The sequence below is a fragment of the Bacillus sp. YKCMOAS1 genome, from assembly GCF_030268125.1.
Taxonomy (GTDB): domain Bacteria; phylum Bacillota; class Bacilli; order Bacillales; family Bacillaceae; genus Bacillus; species Bacillus safensis.
The window spans coordinates 177,349-197,166 of sequence record NZ_BSEI01000002.1; the positions used below are offsets into that span (position 1 = coordinate 177,349).

Genomic DNA, 19,818 nt, shown 5'->3' on the forward strand with positions numbered 1-19,818 from the left:
CTCGTATGAACGCTACAGAAATTCTCTTGATTTAAAATGTAAGCGATTTCTTTAGCGATCTTCGGCATGTACTTTTGCATCATTTCCTCTAATAAGGAGGAGATACTATGACGTTAGAACTCAGCGGAAATTCAAATTCTCACGGTGGACAAGTTGTTGATAGAGCTTCACAACTATTGACTAGGATGGAAAGTGTACCTTTTTCGAGGTGGCATTTAAAACCTCGGATCATTATGGGATCTGCTACCTTTTTTGATGCTTTTGATGCGCTATCTTTAGCGTTTGTTCTCCCGGTTCTCATCGGAATGTGGAATTTGTCACCTGCACAAATTGGCCTTCTTATTGGGTCTGGTTATATCGGACAAGCGATTGGTGCTATTTTCTTTGGATGGTTAGCAGAAAGGCGCGGCCGTGTATTTAGTGCAAAGTGGACGGTGTTCCTCATGTCTATTATGAGTATCGCATGTGTATTTTCAGGTAATTTTATGGCCCTTTTTGTTTTCCGTTTTATACAAGGAATTGGAGTTGGAGGAGAGGTGCCGGTAGCAGCCTCATATATTAATGAGTTGTCCAGAGCCCAAGGAAGAGGTAGATTTTTTATGCTTTATGAGATGATTTTTCCATTAGGATTAATGATCTCAGCTCAAATTGGCGCATTTGTCGTACCTAGCTTTGGGTGGAAATGGATGTTCTTGATTGGAGGCATTGGAGGTTTAATCGTCTTTGTATTCTTTTTCATGCTGCGTGAATCGCCAAGGTGGCTTATTTCGAAAGGCAGGTTAGATGAAGCCGAAAGAATTATTGAAGAAATTGAAGCTAGTACTGACAAACGAATGCCTGTCGCAAATCAAGTATCCAGCAGTACTGAAAAGGGCGACTGGAAAGAGCTATTTTCAACTTTTTACCGTAAGAGAACATTGATCGTATGGGGACTATGGTTTTCTGCCTACTTTGTATCGAATGGTTTAAATAACTGGTTACCGAGTCTTTATAATACTGTTTACCATTTGCCAGTCGGAGATTCATTAAGGGCAGCATCTCTCACAAATATTTTACAGACCATAGGGGTATTCGCTTGTGCATTTTTAATTGATAAAGTAGGACGGAAGCGCTGGGCAACCATTGCATTTGTATTAACAGGTGTTTTATTAACGGCTTTATGGATCAGCGGAGCGACTTCTCCAGAAAGCGTCATCTATTTAGGGTCTGCTGCTTACGGAATGATGGGAACAATTACAGTTCTTCTCTATCTATATACACCTGAAATTTATCCAACACGTATGAGGGTGATTGGAACGGCATTTGCTACAGCGTGGCTTAGGCTGGCCTCAGCGATCGCTCCTATTATGATAGGTTTTATTTTAGAGGTAAGCGGTGTTTCAACTATTTTTATTCTTTTTGCAAGTGTGACTGTAGTGGGAGCAATTCTTGCTTTTAAAATGATAGAAACGCGCGAGAAAGTATTAGAGGATATTGCACCGTAAGTTACGTTTGCAGTAAAGAACTTATTCCAAAGAGGGTAGGTTCTTTTTTATTCAGAGAATCTAAAATGCCTAACCTATCTCCGTTCATTTATCATATAATAGAAACATGATGTAGCCCTCCTTGTCGTGAGAAGGGACGTGTCACGAACGTAAAAAGCAATACCTGTGAAGATGTATATTTGAAATAAAGAAGTCTACCGACGATGGTAGACTTTTTCTATCAGTTTAATGCTTGATTCCTTGAAGCAATGCAGCTTTTAAACAGAAAGAAATGGGCTGATGCTGTTCATCGAATTGAAGCTGAAACAGCTGCTTTGTGTCAGGGTCTGCGGCTTGAAGGTGGGAAATGATTTCCTTTTGAACGTTCTCTGGTGTGCGTCCACGTATAATCCAGTCCTGATAATCAATGTGCAGATCCCAGTAACGAATCTCGTTTTGAGTCAATTGGTTTGCTGCGAAAAGCTCTTTCCATTCTGATAACGAGCTTTCTCGCACATGAGAAGGGTCTCTCAGTCTATTTAAGTGATTAATAAATGAATCCTGTTCAGTGTTTTCAGGTGCATAATGATCGACGAGCAGAAATTGGCCGCCTTTTTTTAAGACTCGGCTGATTTCAGACATGGCTGCCGGAAGGTCTGGAAAATGGTGAGCGGCAAATCGGCACGTCACTAAATCAAATGATTCATTAGAGAAGGGCAATGCTTCTGCGGCTGCCTGCTCAAAAGTAATGTGGTTCAGTTGGCGTTCTTCCGCAAGTGCTGCTGCAACCTCGATCATTTTTTGTGTGACATCTATGCCGATCCCTTTAGAGATAACGTCTGAAAAGGAAAAAATGGTATGTCCTGCCGCACAGCCAATATCAAGTAAATGCTCATGTCCCTTCGCATTTGCTGTTGTTTTCATCCATTCCAGCTCTTCTCCAGCTGCAAATATAGGTGAATCTCGATAGTTCTCGGCATTTTGTGAGAATTGGTTCTCTGCTTTAGCATATGGATTCATTTTCTTTTCCCCCTTTGTGGTCTCTTTATCGTAGAATTCCTTCTGTTATTTGTCTAAGACATAAAAGATATGGCATGAATAGTTAAAGCCTATGAGGTGATGAAAGTGGATATACGACTGATGGAATATGTCATAGAAGTGTACCGGCAGCAAAGTTTTACAAAAGCAGCGGGTCAACTTCACATTGCACAGCCTTCTCTAAGCCAGCAAATAAAGAAGCTGGAAGAGGAATTAGACACAGCACTATTTATTCGAAAATATGGACAAGTAACGCCCACACCTCAAGGAAGACGATTCATTAAAAGGGCAGAGAATATTTTGAAGGAAAGAGATGATTTGCTGCGTGAAATGGGAGAAGCAGCTTATGAAATCGGGAAAGAGCTGAACATTGGAGCGCCAGCAGTCACAGGGGGATATGTCTTGCCCGGTTTATTAAAAACTTTTTGTCAAACGTATCCTCATGTTCACGTTCAACTGATAGAAGAGTCTCCACGTGAGCTCGAAAAACTTCTATTGGCTGGAAAGCTGGATTTGGCTATTTTATCGATGCCTGTCGAGCACGAATCATTGAAAACGAAACAAATGCTGACCGAGCCGCTCCTTCTTGCAGTTCCGCAAGCTGCTCAGCCCTGGTTATCAGAGGAATTGAACGAGATCATTGAGCAAGCAGGGCAAAAAGAGACCGGTCACGAAATCGTTCCCTTTCGGCTTCTTGAAGGTATCCCATTTATTTTGCTGAAAGAGGGATACGGTTTTCGGCAAGTGGTCACTGAACTGTGCTGTCATCATGGTTTTCAGCCAAAAGTGGCTTTTGAAACAAGTCATATTCAAACAGCACAGGCAATGGTCAAAAACGAACTAGGGGTGACCGTTGTGCCGAAAATGATGGCACAAGTGGATAGGAACCAAGTCACTTATTTGCAAATTGATTCATGCCCAACCCGCACACTTGTGTTTGCATATGTGGAAGAAAGGTATTTAACGAAAGCCGCTCAAGCCTTCATGGACCTTTATCAGAATCAAGGGAAAGCTTAAACAAACGTTTAATTAAACGCAAAAAGCAGGGGAGCACCCTGCTTTAAGATTGGTGACAAAGGGCTAAAATGATCTAGATTTTAGCCCTTTGTCTTCTTTTCAGCGTGATAGAAAACCTTTGCAGTCTAGGAAGGACGAGCACCGGAACGGAGCGAATTGGACATTCGTGAGTACCGGCGCGCAGACCTGACAAAGAATGCGAGGGTTTGTCTACACGCTGAAAGCAGGGGAGCACCCTGCTTTTTAATATAAGTCCAGACGCTGATCCGTCATAACCGGAATTTGCTGCCTGACTTCATCCACTAGCTGAAGATCAATTTCCGCATAATAAATGTCTTCGTCATCGCGTGTTTCAAGCAGTATGCGGCCGAGTGGGTCAATCACCATGGAGTGTCCAGGGAATTCTGTGTCTCTGCTTGTGCCTGTTCTGTTTACAGCAATCATAAATGACTGGTTTTCAATCGCTCTTGCGATGAGCAGGCTGCGCCAATGGTCCACTCTTGCTGACGGCCATTGCGCCGTATTGACGAGCACCTTCGCTCCTTTGTTCACAAGTGTTCTGGAAAGCTGCGGAAAGCGGAGGTCATAGCAAATCATCGCACCAATCGTTACATCTTCGCTATAGTCAAATAAACCAAGCTGATCACCAGCGGTTAAATAATTGTGCTCATCCATTAAGCGGAATAAATGAATTTTATCATAATCTAACACAAGCTCACCTTGGCGGTTAAAGACATACATTGTATTGGTGATGTTTTCATCTTCTGTCCGCTTATTTAACACACTGCCTGCGATGAGATACACTTGGTGCTTGCGGGCAAAGGAGGAGAAGAGCTGTTTTGTGTGTTCACCGTTTACATCCGCAAGCTGATCGGCTTGTTCAAGGGCGTAGCCGGTATTCCACATTTCGGGTAAAATGATCAGATCCGGCTGCTCGCGGACCGCTTCTGCTAAAAACGCTTCTGCTTTTTTAAAATTCACTTCAGGTTCTCCAATTTGTACGTCCATTTGGACAAGGGCGATTTTCATACGGGTTCCTCCTTTATTCGCTATATATCATGGGTACATCCATGAATGTATGTAATGGTTTATTCTAGTCTTCAAGGCCAGTTTCTTTATCATAAAGGTTTCCATCATCTTTGCCAATAGAAATGTCAGAAGGTTTTGTTAAATGACTTTCTCAATCAAGAAATGAGTGGTATGATACTCATAACTAATAAAACAAAGGGGAATAGTATGATATGCAATTGTTCGATTTATCACTAGAAGAGCTAAAAAAATATAAACCAAAGAAAACAGCACGTCCTGATTTCTCAGACTTTTGGAAGAAATCGCTCGAAAAACTGCGCCAAGTGGAGGCAAAGCCAACACTTGAACCTTATGACTATCCAGTGAAAGGCGTCAAGGTGTACCGCCTGGCGTATCAAAGCTTTGATCATTCTCGTATTGAAGGCTGGTACGCGGTACCAGATCAATCAGGTCCGCACCCAGCGCTCGTTCGTTATCATGGCTATAATGCCAGCTATGACGGCGGCATTCACGACATCGTCAACTGGGCGCTGCACGGCTATGCAACATTTGGTATGCTCGTCCGCGGTCAAGGCGGCAGTGAAGATCAGGCAGTGACACCAGGCGGTCACGCTTTAGGGTGGATGACAAAAGGCATTTTATCAAAGGAGACCTACTATTATCGCGGTGTTTATTTAGATGCGGTTCGTGCACTCGAAGTCATTCAGTCCTTCCCGGAAGTGGATAAACAACGGATCGGCGTGATTGGTGGGAGCCAGGGAGGTGCATTAGCGGTTGCAGCTGCAGCCCTTTCAGATATTCCGAAGGCCGTCGTGGCAGATTACCCTTATTTATCAAACTTCGAGCGTGCAGTGGACGTTGCATTGGAGCAGCCTTATTTAGAAATCAATTCATACTTTCGAAGAAATAGTGATCCGAAAGTGGAAGAAAAGGCATTTGAGACATTAAGCTATTTTGATCTAATCAATTTAGCTGGATGGGTCAAACAGCCAACATTGATGGCGATCGGGCTGATTGACAAAATAACCCCGCCATCTACTGTGTTTGCGGCATACAACCATTTAGAAACAGATAAAGACTTAAAGGTGTATCGCTATTTTGGACACGAATATATCCCGGCTTTTCAAACAGAGAAGCTCGCCTTCTTACAAAAGCATTTGCTCAAATAAAAGAACAAAGAGGCCGCTCTAGGAGGGCCTCTTTTTTAATAACTCGTATTCTGCCTCGTTTTTTCATCAGGCACTAACGCTGTGATAATCAGGGCAAGAGCTGTGATGATATGCAGGATGAATCCGAGTATCGGAATCCAGGCGAGGCAGGATGTGATAATCCCAATGATGCTGCCAATCATTGGTCCTTGGTCTCGCTTCGATAAGACGAGTGTGATAATATGCAGAATAAGCATGACCATGAGCGGTGTATAGCCATTGCTGATCACAAATAGTCCTCCAATGACAGGGATGGCAAGACAGGCTTCAAAAATCCCGGTGATCCATTTCATGATGCGAGATATAGACATGAGATCCAACTCCTTTTTCTTATATGTCTTATTCGTATTTTCCCTAAACATGAAGAAGTCATGCAGAATTCTATAGAAAGAGTTGATGGATGATGAGAGAGAGAATCAAGGAAGAGCTGAAAATCATAGAAGAAACGTATGACGTCAAGATTTGCCTCGCGGTCGAATCAGGCAGCAGAGCTTGGGGATTTCCTTCGACTGATAGTGATTATGATGTTCGTTTTTTATATGTTCCTCGGAAAGAATGGTATTGGGCGATGGAAGAGCATCGTGATGTCATTGAACGGCCGATTGATGACATGCTTGATATAAGCGGCTGGGAGCTTAGAAAGGCACTTCGCTTATTCAATAAATCGAATCCGTCCATCATGGAATGGCTGTCTTCTGACATCATCTATGCAGAATCCTTCTCGTTGGCAAAGCAGCTAAGAGAATTAAAGGATCAAGCGTTTTATCCTGCAGCATTGATGTATCATTACCTCAATATGGCGAAGCGGAATGAAAGCAGGCATTTACGAGGAGAGCAGGTGCGAATCAAGAAGTATTTCTATGTGCTTCGTCCGCTGCTTGCCTGTCAGTGGATTGAACGCTACCGGACGGTTCCGCCGATGGACTTTCATGAACTGCTCGAGGAACTAATGGAGGAAGGACTGCTTTTAGCGGAAATCCATGAGCTGCTCAAACGTAAAATGGACGGCGAAGAAATGGATGTAGAGAACCGCCTCGCTTATGTCCATCCATTTATCGACAAAGAGCTCGCGCGATTTGATGAATTGGTGAAAAGCTACAATCAGCCGAAAGACAACCTGATGCAAGAATTAAATGAGCTGCTGCAGTCTACCCTTGATGAGGTGTGGGCGTAAGCAGGGAAGAGCCAGCCGGATCGCGGCAGGCTCTTTTTTATCTGTTATTGTGATAAAACCACAAAAAAAGTCAGAATTTTTGTCATCTTCAAATATTGTAGCGGACAGCTTATGAGCCTTACAATAAAGACATAGCTTACAAAGAGTGGGAGGTGCCCTTTATGGAGTCGGTCACAAGAAATTTCTTCTTGTTTTTGTCAAAGAGCAGTCTCTTGAACCATATTGCTCGTAATTGGGGAAGTGCTGTTGCATCTAAGAAAATCATCGGAGGGAAGGACTTTGAGAGTGCGATCCCTGTGATCAAGCGATTAAATGACCAAGGAATGGCTGTGACAGTTGATCACCTTGGTGAGTTTGTCACAAAGGAAGAAATTGCAAATGAACGGACGATTGAGTGTATTCAAACCATTCAGCGGATTGCAGAGGCGGGACTCAATTCTCACGTGTCACTCAAAATGACATCACTTGGCCTGGATATTGACGATGACCTTGTGTATCGCAATATGAAAAGGATTTTAGATACGGCAGAGAAACACCGTATCATGGTGACAATTGATATGGAGGATGAACAGCGCTGTCAAAAAACGCTGGACATTTTTAAAGAGATGAAATCTCAATATGAGTATGTCAGTACGGTCTTGCAGGCGTATTTGTACAGAACAGAAAAGGATCTTGATGACCTAAATAAGCTGCAACCATTTTTAAGACTTGTAAAGGGTGCCTATAAGGAATCCGCCGAAGTGGCGTATCCAAACAAAAAAGACGTCGATCAGAATTATCAAAAGCTGATCGAAAAGCAATTGCTCTCAGGGAACTATACAGCCATTGCGACACATGACGATCGAATGATTGAGTTCACGAAAAATATTGTGAAAAAACACAATATACAGACAAGTCAGTTCGAATTTCAAATGCTGTACGGCATGAGATCAGAAACGCAGCAAGCACTTGTGAAAGAAGGCTATCAAATGAGGGTCTATACTCCGTATGGACGAGAGTGGTATGGCTACTACATGAGACGTCTTGCAGAACGGCCGGCAAACATTGCCTTTGCTTTAAAAGGAATGACGAAAAAATAATTTGAAACGGGAGCGTGACAAAAATGACAACACCTTACAAGCATGAACCATTCACGGATTTTAGCCAGGAAGAAAACCGCAAAGCGTTTGAACAAGCATTAGCTAAAGTAACAGAATCACTTGGTCAAACCTATCCGCTCGTGATAAATGGAGAAAGAATTGAAACGAAAGACAAGATCGTTTCAATCAATCCAGCGAAAAAGGATGAAGTGGTTGGAACCGTCTCAAAGGCCGGGAAGGAAGAGGCAGAACAAGCGGTTCAAGCAGCAGCGAAAGCATTTGAAACATGGCGCTATACGTCTCCTGAAGAAAGAGCAGGCGTATTATTCCGTGCTGCGGCAAGCATTCGCCGTAAAAAGCATGAGTATTCAGCCCTTCTTGTAAAAGAAGCGGGTAAGCCTTGGAATGAAGCGGATGCAGATACAGCAGAAGCGATTGACTTCCTAGAGTATTACGCTCGTCAAATGCTGGAGCTGGCGAAAGGCAAACCAGTGAACAGCCGCGAAGGGGAACGCAATCAATATGTGTACACACCAACTGGCGTGACGCTCGTCATTCCGCCGTGGAACTTCTTATTTGCCATCATGGCAGGAACAACAGTAGCGCCAATCGTCACTGGAAATACAGTTGTTTTAAAACCAGCAAGTGCGACGCCTGTCATTGCAGCCCGTTTTGTGGAAGAGCTTGAGCAAGCCGGTCTTCCAAAGGGTGTTGTCAACTTTGTACCAGGAAGCGGTGCAGAGGTTGGGGATTACTTAGTAGATCATCCGAAAACAAGTCTGATTACATTCACTGGATCAAGAGAAGTAGGGACTCGTATCTTTGAACGCGCGGCAAAAGTGCAACCGGGCCAGCAGCATTTAAAACGTGTCATTGCTGAAATGGGCGGTAAAGATACAGTAGTTGTTGATGCGGATGCAGATGTTGAATTAGCGGCTAATGCCATTTTCACATCAGCCTTCGGGTTTTCAGGTCAAAAATGTTCAGCTGGATCGCGGGCAGTCGTCCATGAGAAGCTGTATGACAAAGTGGTTGAGCGAGTGAAGGAAATCACAGAAACGAAAACAACAGCCAATCCGCTTTCTGCGGATGTTTACATGGGACCTGTCATTGATCAAGCGTCCTTTGACAAGATCACGGATTATATCGAGGTTGGCAAACAGGAAGGCCGCTTAGTCACTGGCGGAACGAGTGATGATTCGGAAGGATACTTTATCCACCCGACCATTTTTGCAGATCTTGAGCCGACTTCCCGTTTAATGCAAGAAGAAATCTTTGGACCAGTGTTGGCTTTCTCGAAAGTCTCAAGCTTTGATGAAGCACTTGAGGTAGCCAATAACACAGAATACGGTTTAACAGGGGCTGTCATTACGAATAATCGTGATCACATCAACCGTGCGAAGCAGGAGTTCCATGTGGGGAACCTTTACTTTAACCGTAACTGCACAGGTGCCATCGTTGGTTACCACCCATTCGGCGGCTTCAAAATGTCAGGAACGGATTCAAAAGCAGGCGGTCCAGATTACCTAGCTCTGCACATGCAGGCAAAAACGATTAGTGAAATGTTTTAATATGGAAAAAGCATGAACCTGCACTGATGGGTTCATGCTTTTTTTGCCTGCTTGCGACTTGTTTCTATACAAATCTGACTGGAAAGAAGTATGATAAATGTATCACTTAATCAGGGAGCAATCGGGATGGAAGAGATATTAGAAAAGCTTCATACATTTTTTGATGTTGATAAATTAATTGCATTTATTAGCGGGTATTTAAAGAAGCCAGTCATTTTAGAAAGCACAGAGTGTCAGCTCCTTGCTTATAATTCTTACAGCATTCAGCAGTTTGACCCGGTCAATCAGCAAACGATTTTCTCCAAGGAATGTCCGGGGGCTGTGGTCGATTGGTTAAAGAAAACAGGGGTAATCGAGCGGCTTTTCGCGGAATCAAAGCCTTTTTATGTGAGCGGTCATGACGAGCTCGGATTTAATCGGCGGGTGGCTGTGAGCGCCAAGCATAAACAAGAGGTAGTAGGCTTTATTTGGGTGCAGGACATTGAGGATTCCCTTACTCAGGAAGAGCTGCAATTTTTACACGAAGCTTCCTTTCAGGTTGGAAAAGTGATATACAAGAATAAGAAACAGCTTGAGAAAAAGGAAGGCAAGATTGAAGAGTTTTTCAAAAAGGTCATGGATGATCATTTTTATACAGAAGAAGAGCTGAAATGGGAGGCTGAGAACTTAAGCATTCCACTGCCAGCCGTATTTACCGTCATGGTCGTGCACGCTGCCGATAACAAAAGTGAGACGGCAGAAGATGTGAAGGATGTCATTCGAACGTATTTGCAGCTAGAGGATAAAGTGAATCACGTCTATTCGGTTCAAGCAGATATCGTTGTTATATTAGGCAGCCTGTCAGATCGGCACTCACCGAAAGCGACTGCCGCTGATGTCATCGTACATCTGCAATCGAAAACGCATGCGCATCCCTCCCCTTTGTATATCGGAATGGGAAGAGAGTATCGTGATGTCATGAAAATGAGTACAAGTCGATTTGAAGCGATAGAGGTCGTCAAGGCAGTGAAAATTGTTGGAGGACAAGAACTGATTCCATACGATTATGAGAATTTAGGGGTCTTCCGGTTTTTAGACTCCATTTACAGCCATCAAAAAAAGAAAAACGACTTCAATCCAGATTTGTTACGTTTGAAGGAAAAAGACCGCGAAAGTCAAACTTCGTTTTTAAAAACGCTTGAAGTCTACTTATTGAATAACTGCAAGCTAAAGCCAGCAGCGGAGCAGTTGTTTATTCATCAAAATACATTAAACTATCGAATGAAACAAATTTTTGACATGACGTCGATCGACTTAAGTCATTTTAGCCAGCGGTGTGAGTTATTTATTGAATTGATGCTGATGAAAAAAGATCAATAATATATGATGGAATCCGCAGGTGCACGGGATCACCTGCGGATTTTCATGTGAAATGCGAAAATGGCATACAACTGATGTATTTCGTTGTATGATAGATAAAGATTTTATGAGAAAAATGAAAGGGGGGCCACCTTTGGGATCAGTCACCTTAGCCATTTTGATTTTCATCATGACCCTCGTCCTTGTCATTTGGCAGCCAGGACGTGTCACCATAGGATGGTCAGCATGTGGGGGTGCCATTCTTGCGCTTGCCTTTGGCGTCGTTCATCTGGGCGATGTGTGGGAAGTTACGCAAATTGTATGGAACGCCACCTTTGCTTTTATTGGTATTATTATCATTTCGTTAATTTTAGATGAGATCGGCTTTTTTGAATGGGCTGCACTGCATATGGCAAAAGCCGCAAGAGGCAACGGTGTCCGCATGTTTATTTATTTAACATTGCTCGGCGCTGTTGTGGCTGCTTTTTTTGCCAACGATGGAGCGGCACTGATTTTGACCCCAATCGTCTTATCTGTCGTGAGAGCGTTGAAGCTGGATGAACGCATGGTGCTGCCTTTTGTGATGGCAAGCGGCTTTATTGCAGATACAACCTCCTTGCCATTTGTCATTAGTAACCTGGTCAATATCGTATCAGCCGACTATTTTCATATTGGTTTTCTAGAATATACAGCAAATATGTTCGTGCCAAACCTTGTGTCGCTTGGGGCGAGCATGCTGGTTCTGTATGTGTTTTACCGAAAGCTTATCCCAAAAACCTACGATCTGTCACAGGCGAAAGAGCCGGCATCAGCTATTCGAGATATCCGTATGTTCCGTTTGTCTTGGTATGTGCTCGGCTGTCTGCTTGTTGGTTATTTTGCGGGCGAGCTGATCGGTGTTCCAGTGTCCATTATTGTAGGCGGGATTGCTCTTGCTTTCTTGTGGCTGGCGAGAAGAAGTCCGCAAGTGGCGACAAAGCGAGTGATCAAAGAAGCACCGTGGTCCATTGTGTTTTTCTCGATCGGTATGTATGTCGTTGTATATGGACTGAAAAATGTTGGTCTTACTGAAATATTGGCGGCATGGATCGAGCAAGGGGCATCACATGGCTTGCTTGCAGGAACGATGTTTATGGGTGTGCTTGCCGCAGTGCTGTCCTCTGTGATGAACAATCTGCCGACCGTTTTAATTGATGCGATTGCCATTGGACATACAGATACAGTAGGTGTCATGAGAGACGGACTGATTTATGCCAATGTCATCGGCTCCAACCTTGGACCGAAAATGACCCCAATCGGCTCATTAGCGACATTACTGTGGCTTCATGTCTTAAAGAAAAAAGGCGTCCATATCTCTTGGGGGGCTTACATGAAAGCCGGAATCATCCTGACCATCCCAACCTTGATCCTCACTTTACTCGGGTTATATGTGTGGTTATGGCTTATTCATTAATCATCGTGTAGTCAAACCCTCGCATTCGGTGTCAGGTCTGGGCTCCGGTGCTCACGAATGTCAAATTCGCTCCGCTCCGGTACTCGCCCTTCCTAGGGCTGCAAAGGTTTTCTATCACGTTGAAAGGAAGACAAGGGGCTAAAATCAAGATCATTTTAGCCCTTTGTCAACAATCTAAGAGCAGATCCATGAGATCTGTTCTTTTTTTGCTACAGATATTTCGCATAGCGTTTTTCTAAAAAGTCCTGAAGCAATGAGACGACACTGCAAATGCCCCAGTAAATGAGTGCAACCAAAATATACATGGTCATATAATCGAATTCTCGTCCGCCTACAATTTTTGCTTGTTGGAAGAGCTCTGGTACAGTAATCATCGCTGCCAGTGAGGAAGCTTTAATTAAATCAAGCATGACATTGGTCAATGGCGGCAGGGCGATGCGGACGGATTGAGGCAAAATGACACCGCGCATCGTTTGCCAATAGCTGAGACCTAATGATTTAGCGGCTTCCACCTGTCCACTTGGAACAGAGGAGAGGGCCGCCCGATTAATTTCTGCAATATAGGCAGCACTATTGAAGCTGAACCCAATAATGGCGGCAGTGACCGCTGTAAACTCAATGCCGATATAAGGGAACCCAAAATAAAGAATAAACAAAATGACCAGAATGGGCACGCCTCGCATGAATGAGATATACAGCCGTGCAGGCAACCGAAGAATCCATGAATTCGCCATCCTGGCAAGAGCGATAAAAAAACCAAGAATGGTACCGAAAAACATGCTCACAAAGGAAATGAGCAGCGTCAGCCAAATTCCTTTCATGACAAACGGAAATGACGCCTTTGCCAGTGCAGGATTAAATATATATTCTAAATGAATATCTCCCACGATTGCGGCTCCTTATTTGGAAATGTCGACATCTTCGACATCAGCATCAATTTTCTTTGAGACGTCTGCATGATTAAAGAATTTCTCAGAAATCTTTTTCATTGTTCCGTCTTTTTTCATGTCGCTTAATACACGATTCAATTCTTTTTGAAGCTCTTTGTTATCCTTCTTCATGACAAAACCTTGTTCATTCGGCATGTATTTCAAGTCAGGGTGAATCGTAATATTTAATTTAGGAAATGCAGCAAGAGCCAGTGTCTGCAAGTAATAATCATTTAAAATGACATCTGTTCGGCCGTTTGCAACATCCTTTAAGTATTGCTCGTTTGTCGCATTATCATAAATGACTTCCTTTGCACCGTACTTACGAGCGACATCCATGTAAATCGTCGTGGCAGCACCTGCTGCTTTCTTTCCTTTTAAATCTTTTAAAGTTTTAATGCCTGATAAATCATCTTTCCGTACGATAGCCGTTCCGTAGGAATATTTATAAGGGGTTGAAAAGGCAAACTTGTCTTTTCTATCATCTGTGATGTCGATATCATTTGCAGCGGCATCCACTTGACCAGAATTAATGGCGCTCAGCATCCCGTCATAACCCATTTCTTTAAATTCTACTTTCACATCAAGACGTTTAAACGCTTCTTTGACAACTTCTACTTCATAGCCAGTTAATTGATCCTTGCCATTAGAAGTATCATGATAAGAAGTTGGATAAAGGGTGCCTGAAGTTGCAACCACGATTTTCCCTTTCTTTTTAATCTCATCCCACTTTGTGTCTCCAGATTGAGATGAGCCTGATTGACTGCAAGCAGACATGATAAGGATGCAAGCAGATACAACAAGCATGATCCATATAGGTTTTTTATGATAAAAACGACTCATTTAAGAATCCTCCTCTATTTTTGATACAAAACAAAACATAGCACGCTTTTTCTGATAGGACAACGTTTTCAGAAGAAAAGTGAAAAAGTAAGAATATTATAAGCAATTTGCGTGTTGAAATAATGTATAAAAAAGGAAAGTGAGCGCAAAATAAAGGCGAATAAAGGAGGGAACAACAATGATGAAAAAAATAAGTGGTTTGATAATCATCTTGTCGATGTTGCTGTTATTTGGTTTTCAGATAGAAACGGCTCATGGAGAAACACCTCAAATGGAAAAGCGCCCGGTGACACATCAAGTGAAATTAACAGCAGAACAACAAAAACAAATTGAAATCCTTGAGCAGCAAATTCTTTCTAAACGAAAAGCAGTCATTGAAAAATATGTACAGTATGGCGTGTTAACAAAGGAACAAGGCACACACATCACGAAACGAATGGATGAGCATTACAATCATTTGAAAAAGAACGGATTTGTTCCATTGCTGAAAAAACCACAGAACCATCGCCCATAATAATGATAAAACCGGCAGCGAGGTGCCGGTTCTTTATTGTGATCAGAAGGTGAGACTTTCCCCATCTTGAGGGACAAAAATGGCTTGATCTGCATGATGCTCTTGAATGTAAGCTTCTAAAGCAGCTCTTGTTAACAAGCAATGATTCACAGCTTCAAGATGACAGGCGACAATTTGAGCTTTTGGCTGAGAACGGTGAATGTCTAAAATTTCTTCCTTAGTCATGGTAATCGGATCGCCTTCTAAAAATTGAGCAGCTCCGCTATTGACCACAATGACGTCCGGCTTGCATGTATTCACAACCTCTTTCGGTTCATCACACCAAATGGTATCACCTGCAATATAAAGGGTAGGTTCATCAGGGTGAGAGAAAACAAAACCGCTCACCTGTCCCATCCGCTTCGCCGTTTCTCCCGTTCCGTGCTGTCCACCTGTACGTTTAATATGAACGCCGCAAATGTCCATTTCATCTTCAATGCATGTGACATGCTGAAATCCAGCTTCTTCAACTTCTTTTCGATCCTTCTCCGATTGAGTATAAATTGGCCCATCTTGAGCTAATTTCCTTTTGGCCTCATCGTCAAAATGGTCCACATGTAAATGAGTGAGTAAGACAGCATCTGGGTGTAATAGACTGTCTAAATCAATGTTTACAGGAAGCTCCACAATAGGGTTATTCAAATGTTGATTGGCTGTATGAGGGAACGGTGGATATGTTCCTTTTGCTGCCAAAAAGGGATCGATTAAAAAAGTTGAATGACCATAGTGAAGGTATAAAGTAGCATTGCGAATGAGTGTAATTTTCATAAAAAGGCCTCCTTTTTTTCTGATTAAGTTTACAGTATATTAAAAGAGTTCTATGTGACAGAGGATCATGAAAGTCTTTTATCGGAAGAGCTTGATTTTTGAAAGAGGTGAGCCAATGCTAGACCAAACAGATATGAATATTTTAAAAGAACTATCAAAGAATAGCCGATTAACGATGAAAGCTCTAGGTGAAAAAGTTCATTTAACCGGCCAAGCTGTTGCAAATCGGGTGTTAAAGCTAGAAGAAGAAGGCGTGACCGAAGCATATACCATTTCAATTGATTGGCAGACGCAAAAGACGATTCAAACATTTTTGCAGCTCTATACCCGTAGTCATCATCATGAACCACTTCTGTCGTTTCTTTATGAAAAGGAAGAAATCAAGAATTTGTTCAAAATAAGTGGTGAGGGCTGTTATATGGCTGAAGGACATTTCTCGAGTCATGATGAGCTTGATCAGTTTTTAACGGAGCTGACAAATTACGCAAATTACAAACTGTCTATTGCGGTTAAACGTCTCATTCATCAATAATCGAAGAGACGTAGGAGGAAAAGGAACGATGCAAAAATTAATCAAAAATCAAGCTGAACCGATGACAAAGGAAAGAATCAAAGCAGACTTGGAACAACTTGGTGTGAAAAAGGGCATGATTTTATGTGTTCACTCATCTTTATCATCCATCGGCTGGGTAAACGGAGGCGCTGTAGCCGTCATACAAGCATTGATGGAAACCTTAACAGAAGAGGGGACACTCATTATGCCGGCACAAACGTTAGAGCTTTCTGATCCTGCCGATTGGATTGATCCGCCTGTTCCTTATTCATGGTGGAAATCGATCAAAGAAACAATGCCTGCATTTGATCCAGCTTACACGACGCCAACAGCAATGGGAAAGGTAGCGGAAACATTTTGGAAATACCCAGGCGTGGCGAGAAGCAACCATCCCCATTTTTCATTCACAGCCTGGGGAAAAAGAAAACATGAAATTCTGAAACACCATGCACTTTCCTTTGGATTAGGAGAGCATTCGCCTCTTGGCCGCATGTATGATCTTCATGCTCAAGTGCTGCTGCTTGGTACAACATTTGAAAGCATGACAGCTTTTCATCTAGCTGAATACCGAATCCCCCAGCAGGACCTCATGACAAGAGGAGCCCCTATTTTAGAAAATGGGTGGAGAGTATGGAAAGAGTACCAAGATATCATCACAAGAGAAGAACTATTTGAACAGATTGGCCGTGATTTTCTGCAATCAGGAGGCCTCCATCAGCACAATCAAATCGGACTTGCCAGTTCATATTTATTGCCAGTGAGAGAATCGGTAGACTATGCGGAAAAGTGGCTTGATTTATACGATCAGTCGTAATCTACACTGTTTGGAAATTTACATAATAAACATCTTGATCAGGCTGCTGTGAGGTATAGCAGGTAAGCTGATAGTCTCCTTTTGGAATGGGGAAAGGCAGTACATGAGCCATGACGCTTGTGATATAAACTTTATCACTTGTATGCGTAAAGGGCACTGTTATGGCTCTATCAATAGAGATTTGGGGCTCATCGCTATTTAATGTCACAATAATAGACGCCTTTCCATTATTGATTCCTTCAAAGGAAACTCCTTGATCTCCAGTTGCGAATCCTTGAAGAATGTCCTCATCTGTCCAATCAATGATAGGTGGTGTTTCGCTTCCGGTGTATACCGTGATTTGGTGGTAGGAGATAGATAGAGAATAGGTTTGATTTAAGAGATTCATATAAAAAACTCCTTTATTCATGGATTTTCGTTGAAACGTAAATGGTTGAAAGAGTCATTCTTGAGGAGAAAGTTAGGCAGCAAGACGATTGCCGCCGTCTTGCGCTATTTGTTGAGGGATCTAGATGTGAAATTGCGAGACCATTGCTTTTAAATCTCCTGCTAAATGGGCAAGTGCTTCTGATGAAGCTGTTACTTCTTCCATTGCAGCAAATTGTTCTTCTGTTAAACCTGCTACTTGCTGTGAATGTTCACTCGTTCGTTTAACTCCTTCTGTAATAGACGCAAAAGACTGTTTCGCATCGTTAGTATAAGCTGCGATTTTTTGTGATGCACTCGATAAATGCTTAATGCCATCTGCCATTTCTCTCATGGACTGCTGGATATCATGAAAAGATTCTTCTGTATGAGAGATAAGGACAGCCCCTTGAGCCGCTTCTTCTCTTACTCGTTTGATGGCATTCGTCGAATGAGTCATCTCTTTTTGTATTTCAGAAATGAGATGGGAAATCATGTTTGATGATGCTTGAGATTCTTCAGCGAGCTTTCTCACTTCGTCTGCGACAACAGCAAACCCTTTTCCATGCTCACCTGCCCGTGCTGCTTCAATTGCTGCATTAAGAGCTAGTAGGTTTGTCTGGTTGGCGATATCTGTAATGACTTTGGAAATATGATCAATTTCAGCTGAACGTGTTTCCAATGCTTGAATTGCTGTACCGTTTTCTTCAATTGATTTTGCAATAGATGTCATTTGTGAATGAACTTCACCGATATTGTGTACACCTTTTTGGGCCATTTCTTGTGCGAAGTGACTTCTTGAAGCCATTTGTCCGGCATTTTCAGTGATGTTTGCCAGCTCGTTTGATACTTGAATCATCTTGTGCTCACTAGCTGTCATTTGAGCGGACTGTTCTTCTGAAGATTGTGCCACTTCTTGGATCGTGTGGGTGATTTTTTCTGATGCTGCACTTGTTTCTTCTGCGCTAGCTGACAGCTGCTCAGAGGATGTGGCCACTAATTCAGACGTGTTCATGACATTTAGAATGGTTTGATTTAGTTTTTCACGCATCTTATTGAAATGACCAGCCAGGTCAGACAATTCATCACCGGCAGTATCCGTCACATTGATGGTTAAATGACCTTCGCCTGCACTCTTAATGGCAGAAGCCAAATGCTTGAGACGTACCTGAATCCGCTTAGTGAAAATAGAAATAATGATGACTGAAACGATTAGACTTAACAAAAGGACGATGACAAATTGTATATAGAATGACTGAAGCATTTGTGAAATCATGCTTTGATTGGCGCCAGTATAAAAAATACCAATTGTTTCGCCTGCTTCATTTTTGATCGGCATATAAGCCGTTTGATAGTCTTTCCCAGCAACATTTGCTGTGCCGTAATAATTTTCTTCTTTATCTAAAACAGTGGTTTTCACTTCAGGAGAGACTTCTGTGCCTACAGCTCGTTTCCCGTTTAACATGACATTTGTAGCAACACGGGTATTTCCTTGAAAAATCGTGATGGTATCACCGGTATATTCGGCTAATTGGTCAACCAATGCATCATGATCATTGATTTGCGTATTTCCTTTGAATAGCTTGTCCTCTTTAATCTGCCACGAGCCTGCCACTTTTTCATTTAGATAGGCGTAGCCTAGCTTTAAATCACCTTTTGCTTTTTCAGTTGCCATTTGCTTGATGTTTTCTGTCATTTCGCGATTCACCACATAACCAACAACCGCAGAAAAGATGATGAGGACACTTAAAAAGATCAGCAAAATTTTGGCGCCTAGCCTCAGTTTTATCTTTTTCTTCATGCTTTTTGACTCCTTTAGGTATAAGGTAGGGTATCCCTCCTTAAGGATTATCGGCATGAAAAAAGTGTTTAAAATACCTGCAAGCAGTCATGTGAAAATTTTTTTAATATAGAAAAGGGAAAGGCGACTAATCGATGATAAATTGAATTCTTGTGCCGTCAGGATCATCCGATAATTGATGACTTACCCACGAGCCTGCGCCTCTATTATCAGAAGGGCGTACATATTTGACAGAAGCTCCACTGCCTCCTTCTTTGCACATCGCCATTGGCCATTCGTCTCGATCATATCCGCGCTTTGTTGGAATGCCATGTAGTGATCGATCTCTCTGCTCATCACTATGTTTACGGTCAATTGTACAAATGGACGAATGACCTTCATCAATGGCTTCTTCTATGTGCTTGGCTGTTTCGGGATAGCGGTCTGATGGAAAATGAATGGTTTTGTCATAAGATGAATTCGCTGTCTCTTGTTTTCCTTGCTCCAGCTGGATATAGCCTGTTGCTACACCAATGACAATCAATAAAAGCAAGAGAATCATTTTAAGAAGTTTCATAGATGCTGGCTCTCTTTCTTGTTTGCGTATTTTGTAAACAGAAGTATAGCAGAATTACTTACCAATTTCTCCTGGTTTTGAAAAAACGTCTTTTAAAATTCAAAAAACAGATTTTACTCGATTTCTTGCTTTTCATTTTTGTAGAAATTCATAAAAATTTTAATTTTGTGGGTCAGAAAACGAATATGCTCATCCAAAATGGCTTTATTACTGCTTTTTCGGCTAA

At 42.4% G+C, this 19,818-nt stretch carries 20 protein-coding genes; 11 read left to right on the forward strand and 9 right to left on the reverse strand.

What is annotated here, in order from left to right; translation table 11 throughout:
- Positions 1-107 precede the first annotated feature (107 nt).
- The gene (locus QSJ46_RS05940) at positions 108-1,484 is read left to right on the forward strand and encodes an MFS transporter (protein WP_285604445.1); all 1,377 of its coding nucleotides are present in this window, start codon (positions 108-110) and stop codon (positions 1,482-1,484) included.
- Between the two features lie 225 nt (positions 1,485-1,709).
- Here QSJ46_RS05940 and QSJ46_RS05945 read toward each other — a convergent pair whose 3' ends face one another.
- Positions 1,710-2,483, reverse strand: coding sequence for a class I SAM-dependent methyltransferase (locus QSJ46_RS05945; protein ID WP_285604446.1), 774 nt, complete (start codon positions 2,481-2,483; stop codon positions 1,710-1,712).
- Positions 2,484-2,600: 117 nt separating this feature from the next.
- Here QSJ46_RS05945 and QSJ46_RS05950 point away from each other — a divergent pair, with 117 nt between their 5' ends.
- Positions 2,601-3,518 (forward strand): LysR family transcriptional regulator, encoded by a 918-nt coding sequence (locus QSJ46_RS05950; protein WP_080967135.1) that lies wholly within the window; start codon positions 2,601-2,603, stop codon positions 3,516-3,518.
- A gap of 243 nt (positions 3,519-3,761) precedes the next feature.
- Here QSJ46_RS05950 and QSJ46_RS05955 read toward each other — a convergent pair whose 3' ends face one another.
- Positions 3,762-4,547, reverse strand: a complete 786-nt coding sequence (locus QSJ46_RS05955) for a carbon-nitrogen family hydrolase (RefSeq protein ID WP_212040257.1) — start codon at positions 4,545-4,547, stop codon at positions 3,762-3,764.
- A 212-nt stretch (positions 4,548-4,759) separates the two neighbouring features.
- On the opposite strand from QSJ46_RS05955, the gene QSJ46_RS05960 reads away from it, so the two are divergent.
- Positions 4,760-5,716 (forward strand): acetylxylan esterase, encoded by a 957-nt coding sequence (locus QSJ46_RS05960; protein ID WP_107163968.1) that lies wholly within the window; start codon positions 4,760-4,762, stop codon positions 5,714-5,716.
- Between the two features lie 35 nt (positions 5,717-5,751).
- Here the strand turns inward: QSJ46_RS05960 and QSJ46_RS05965 are convergent, their stop codons facing one another.
- Positions 5,752-6,066: a hypothetical protein gene (locus tag QSJ46_RS05965; RefSeq protein WP_041088984.1), complete on the reverse strand. Its 315-nt coding sequence runs from the start codon at positions 6,064-6,066 to the stop codon at positions 5,752-5,754.
- A 92-nt stretch (positions 6,067-6,158) separates the two neighbouring features.
- Between QSJ46_RS05965 and QSJ46_RS05970 the strand changes: the two genes are divergently transcribed.
- The 5 genes from QSJ46_RS05970 (at position 6,159) to QSJ46_RS05990 (ending at position 12,370) form a co-directional block, all read left to right on the forward strand.
- Positions 6,159-6,929: a nucleotidyltransferase domain-containing protein gene (locus tag QSJ46_RS05970; RefSeq protein ID WP_047202227.1), complete on the forward strand. Its 771-nt coding sequence runs from the start codon at positions 6,159-6,161 to the stop codon at positions 6,927-6,929.
- 161 nt (positions 6,930-7,090) lie between these two features.
- Positions 7,091-8,008 carry a proline dehydrogenase family protein gene (locus QSJ46_RS05975; protein ID WP_047202098.1) on the forward strand — a complete coding sequence of 306 codons (918 nt, stop codon included), beginning with the start codon at positions 7,091-7,093 and terminating at the stop codon, positions 8,006-8,008.
- 23 nt (positions 8,009-8,031) lie between these two features.
- The gene (gene pruA / locus QSJ46_RS05980) at positions 8,032-9,579 is read left to right on the forward strand and encodes an L-glutamate gamma-semialdehyde dehydrogenase (RefSeq protein WP_224930201.1); all 1,548 of its coding nucleotides are present in this window, start codon (positions 8,032-8,034) and stop codon (positions 9,577-9,579) included.
- A gap of 126 nt (positions 9,580-9,705) precedes the next feature.
- A complete protein-coding gene (locus QSJ46_RS05985) occupies positions 9,706-10,938 on the forward strand; it encodes a PucR family transcriptional regulator (RefSeq protein ID WP_285604447.1) in 1,233 nt (410 codons plus the stop codon).
- 133 nt (positions 10,939-11,071) lie between these two features.
- Positions 11,072-12,370, forward strand: a complete 1,299-nt coding sequence (locus QSJ46_RS05990) for an arsenic transporter (RefSeq protein ID WP_269773304.1) — start codon at positions 11,072-11,074, stop codon at positions 12,368-12,370.
- Positions 12,371-12,579: 209 nt separating this feature from the next.
- Here the strand turns inward: QSJ46_RS05990 and QSJ46_RS05995 are convergent, their stop codons facing one another.
- Together QSJ46_RS05995 and QSJ46_RS06000 are read right to left on the reverse strand one after the other, a co-directional pair.
- Entirely contained in the window at positions 12,580-13,257 is a 678-nt protein-coding gene (locus QSJ46_RS05995; RefSeq protein ID WP_034283291.1) for an amino acid ABC transporter permease, read from the reverse strand.
- Positions 13,258-13,269: 12 nt separating this feature from the next.
- Entirely contained in the window at positions 13,270-14,142 is an 873-nt protein-coding gene (locus tag QSJ46_RS06000; RefSeq protein ID WP_047203936.1) for a transporter substrate-binding domain-containing protein, read from the reverse strand.
- A 181-nt stretch (positions 14,143-14,323) separates the two neighbouring features.
- Here QSJ46_RS06000 and QSJ46_RS06005 point away from each other — a divergent pair, with 181 nt between their 5' ends.
- Positions 14,324-14,656: a YckD family protein gene (locus QSJ46_RS06005; protein WP_107163982.1), complete on the forward strand. Its 333-nt coding sequence runs from the start codon at positions 14,324-14,326 to the stop codon at positions 14,654-14,656.
- A gap of 42 nt (positions 14,657-14,698) precedes the next feature.
- Here the strand turns inward: QSJ46_RS06005 and QSJ46_RS06010 are convergent, their stop codons facing one another.
- On the reverse strand, positions 14,699-15,463 hold the full coding sequence (locus tag QSJ46_RS06010) for an MBL fold metallo-hydrolase (protein ID WP_099662883.1): 765 nt from the start codon (positions 15,461-15,463) through the stop codon (positions 14,699-14,701).
- 115 nt (positions 15,464-15,578) lie between these two features.
- Between QSJ46_RS06010 and QSJ46_RS06015 the strand changes: the two genes are divergently transcribed.
- Positions 15,579-15,995, forward strand: coding sequence for an Lrp/AsnC family transcriptional regulator (locus QSJ46_RS06015; RefSeq protein ID WP_285604448.1), 417 nt, complete (start codon positions 15,579-15,581; stop codon positions 15,993-15,995).
- Positions 15,996-16,023: 28 nt separating this feature from the next.
- Entirely contained in the window at positions 16,024-16,830 is an 807-nt protein-coding gene (locus tag QSJ46_RS06020) for an AAC(3) family N-acetyltransferase (RefSeq protein WP_047203939.1), read from the forward strand.
- Position 16,831: 1 nt separating this feature from the next.
- On the opposite strand, the gene QSJ46_RS06025 is transcribed toward QSJ46_RS06020, so the two are convergent.
- The 3 genes from QSJ46_RS06025 to QSJ46_RS06035 all read right to left on the reverse strand — a co-directional run bounded on the left by QSJ46_RS06025 (position 16,832) and on the right by QSJ46_RS06035 (position 19,592).
- Complete coding sequence (locus QSJ46_RS06025; RefSeq protein ID WP_285604449.1) at positions 16,832-17,218, reverse strand: competence protein ComJ; 387 nt, start codon at positions 17,216-17,218, stop codon at positions 16,832-16,834.
- A 120-nt stretch (positions 17,219-17,338) separates the two neighbouring features.
- Complete coding sequence (locus QSJ46_RS06030) at positions 17,339-19,036, reverse strand: methyl-accepting chemotaxis protein (protein WP_285604450.1); 1,698 nt, start codon at positions 19,034-19,036, stop codon at positions 17,339-17,341.
- A 127-nt stretch (positions 19,037-19,163) separates the two neighbouring features.
- Positions 19,164-19,592, reverse strand: a complete 429-nt coding sequence (locus QSJ46_RS06035) for a NucA/NucB deoxyribonuclease domain-containing protein (protein ID WP_039176411.1) — start codon at positions 19,590-19,592, stop codon at positions 19,164-19,166.
- Between the last annotated feature and the right edge of the window lie 226 nt (positions 19,593-19,818).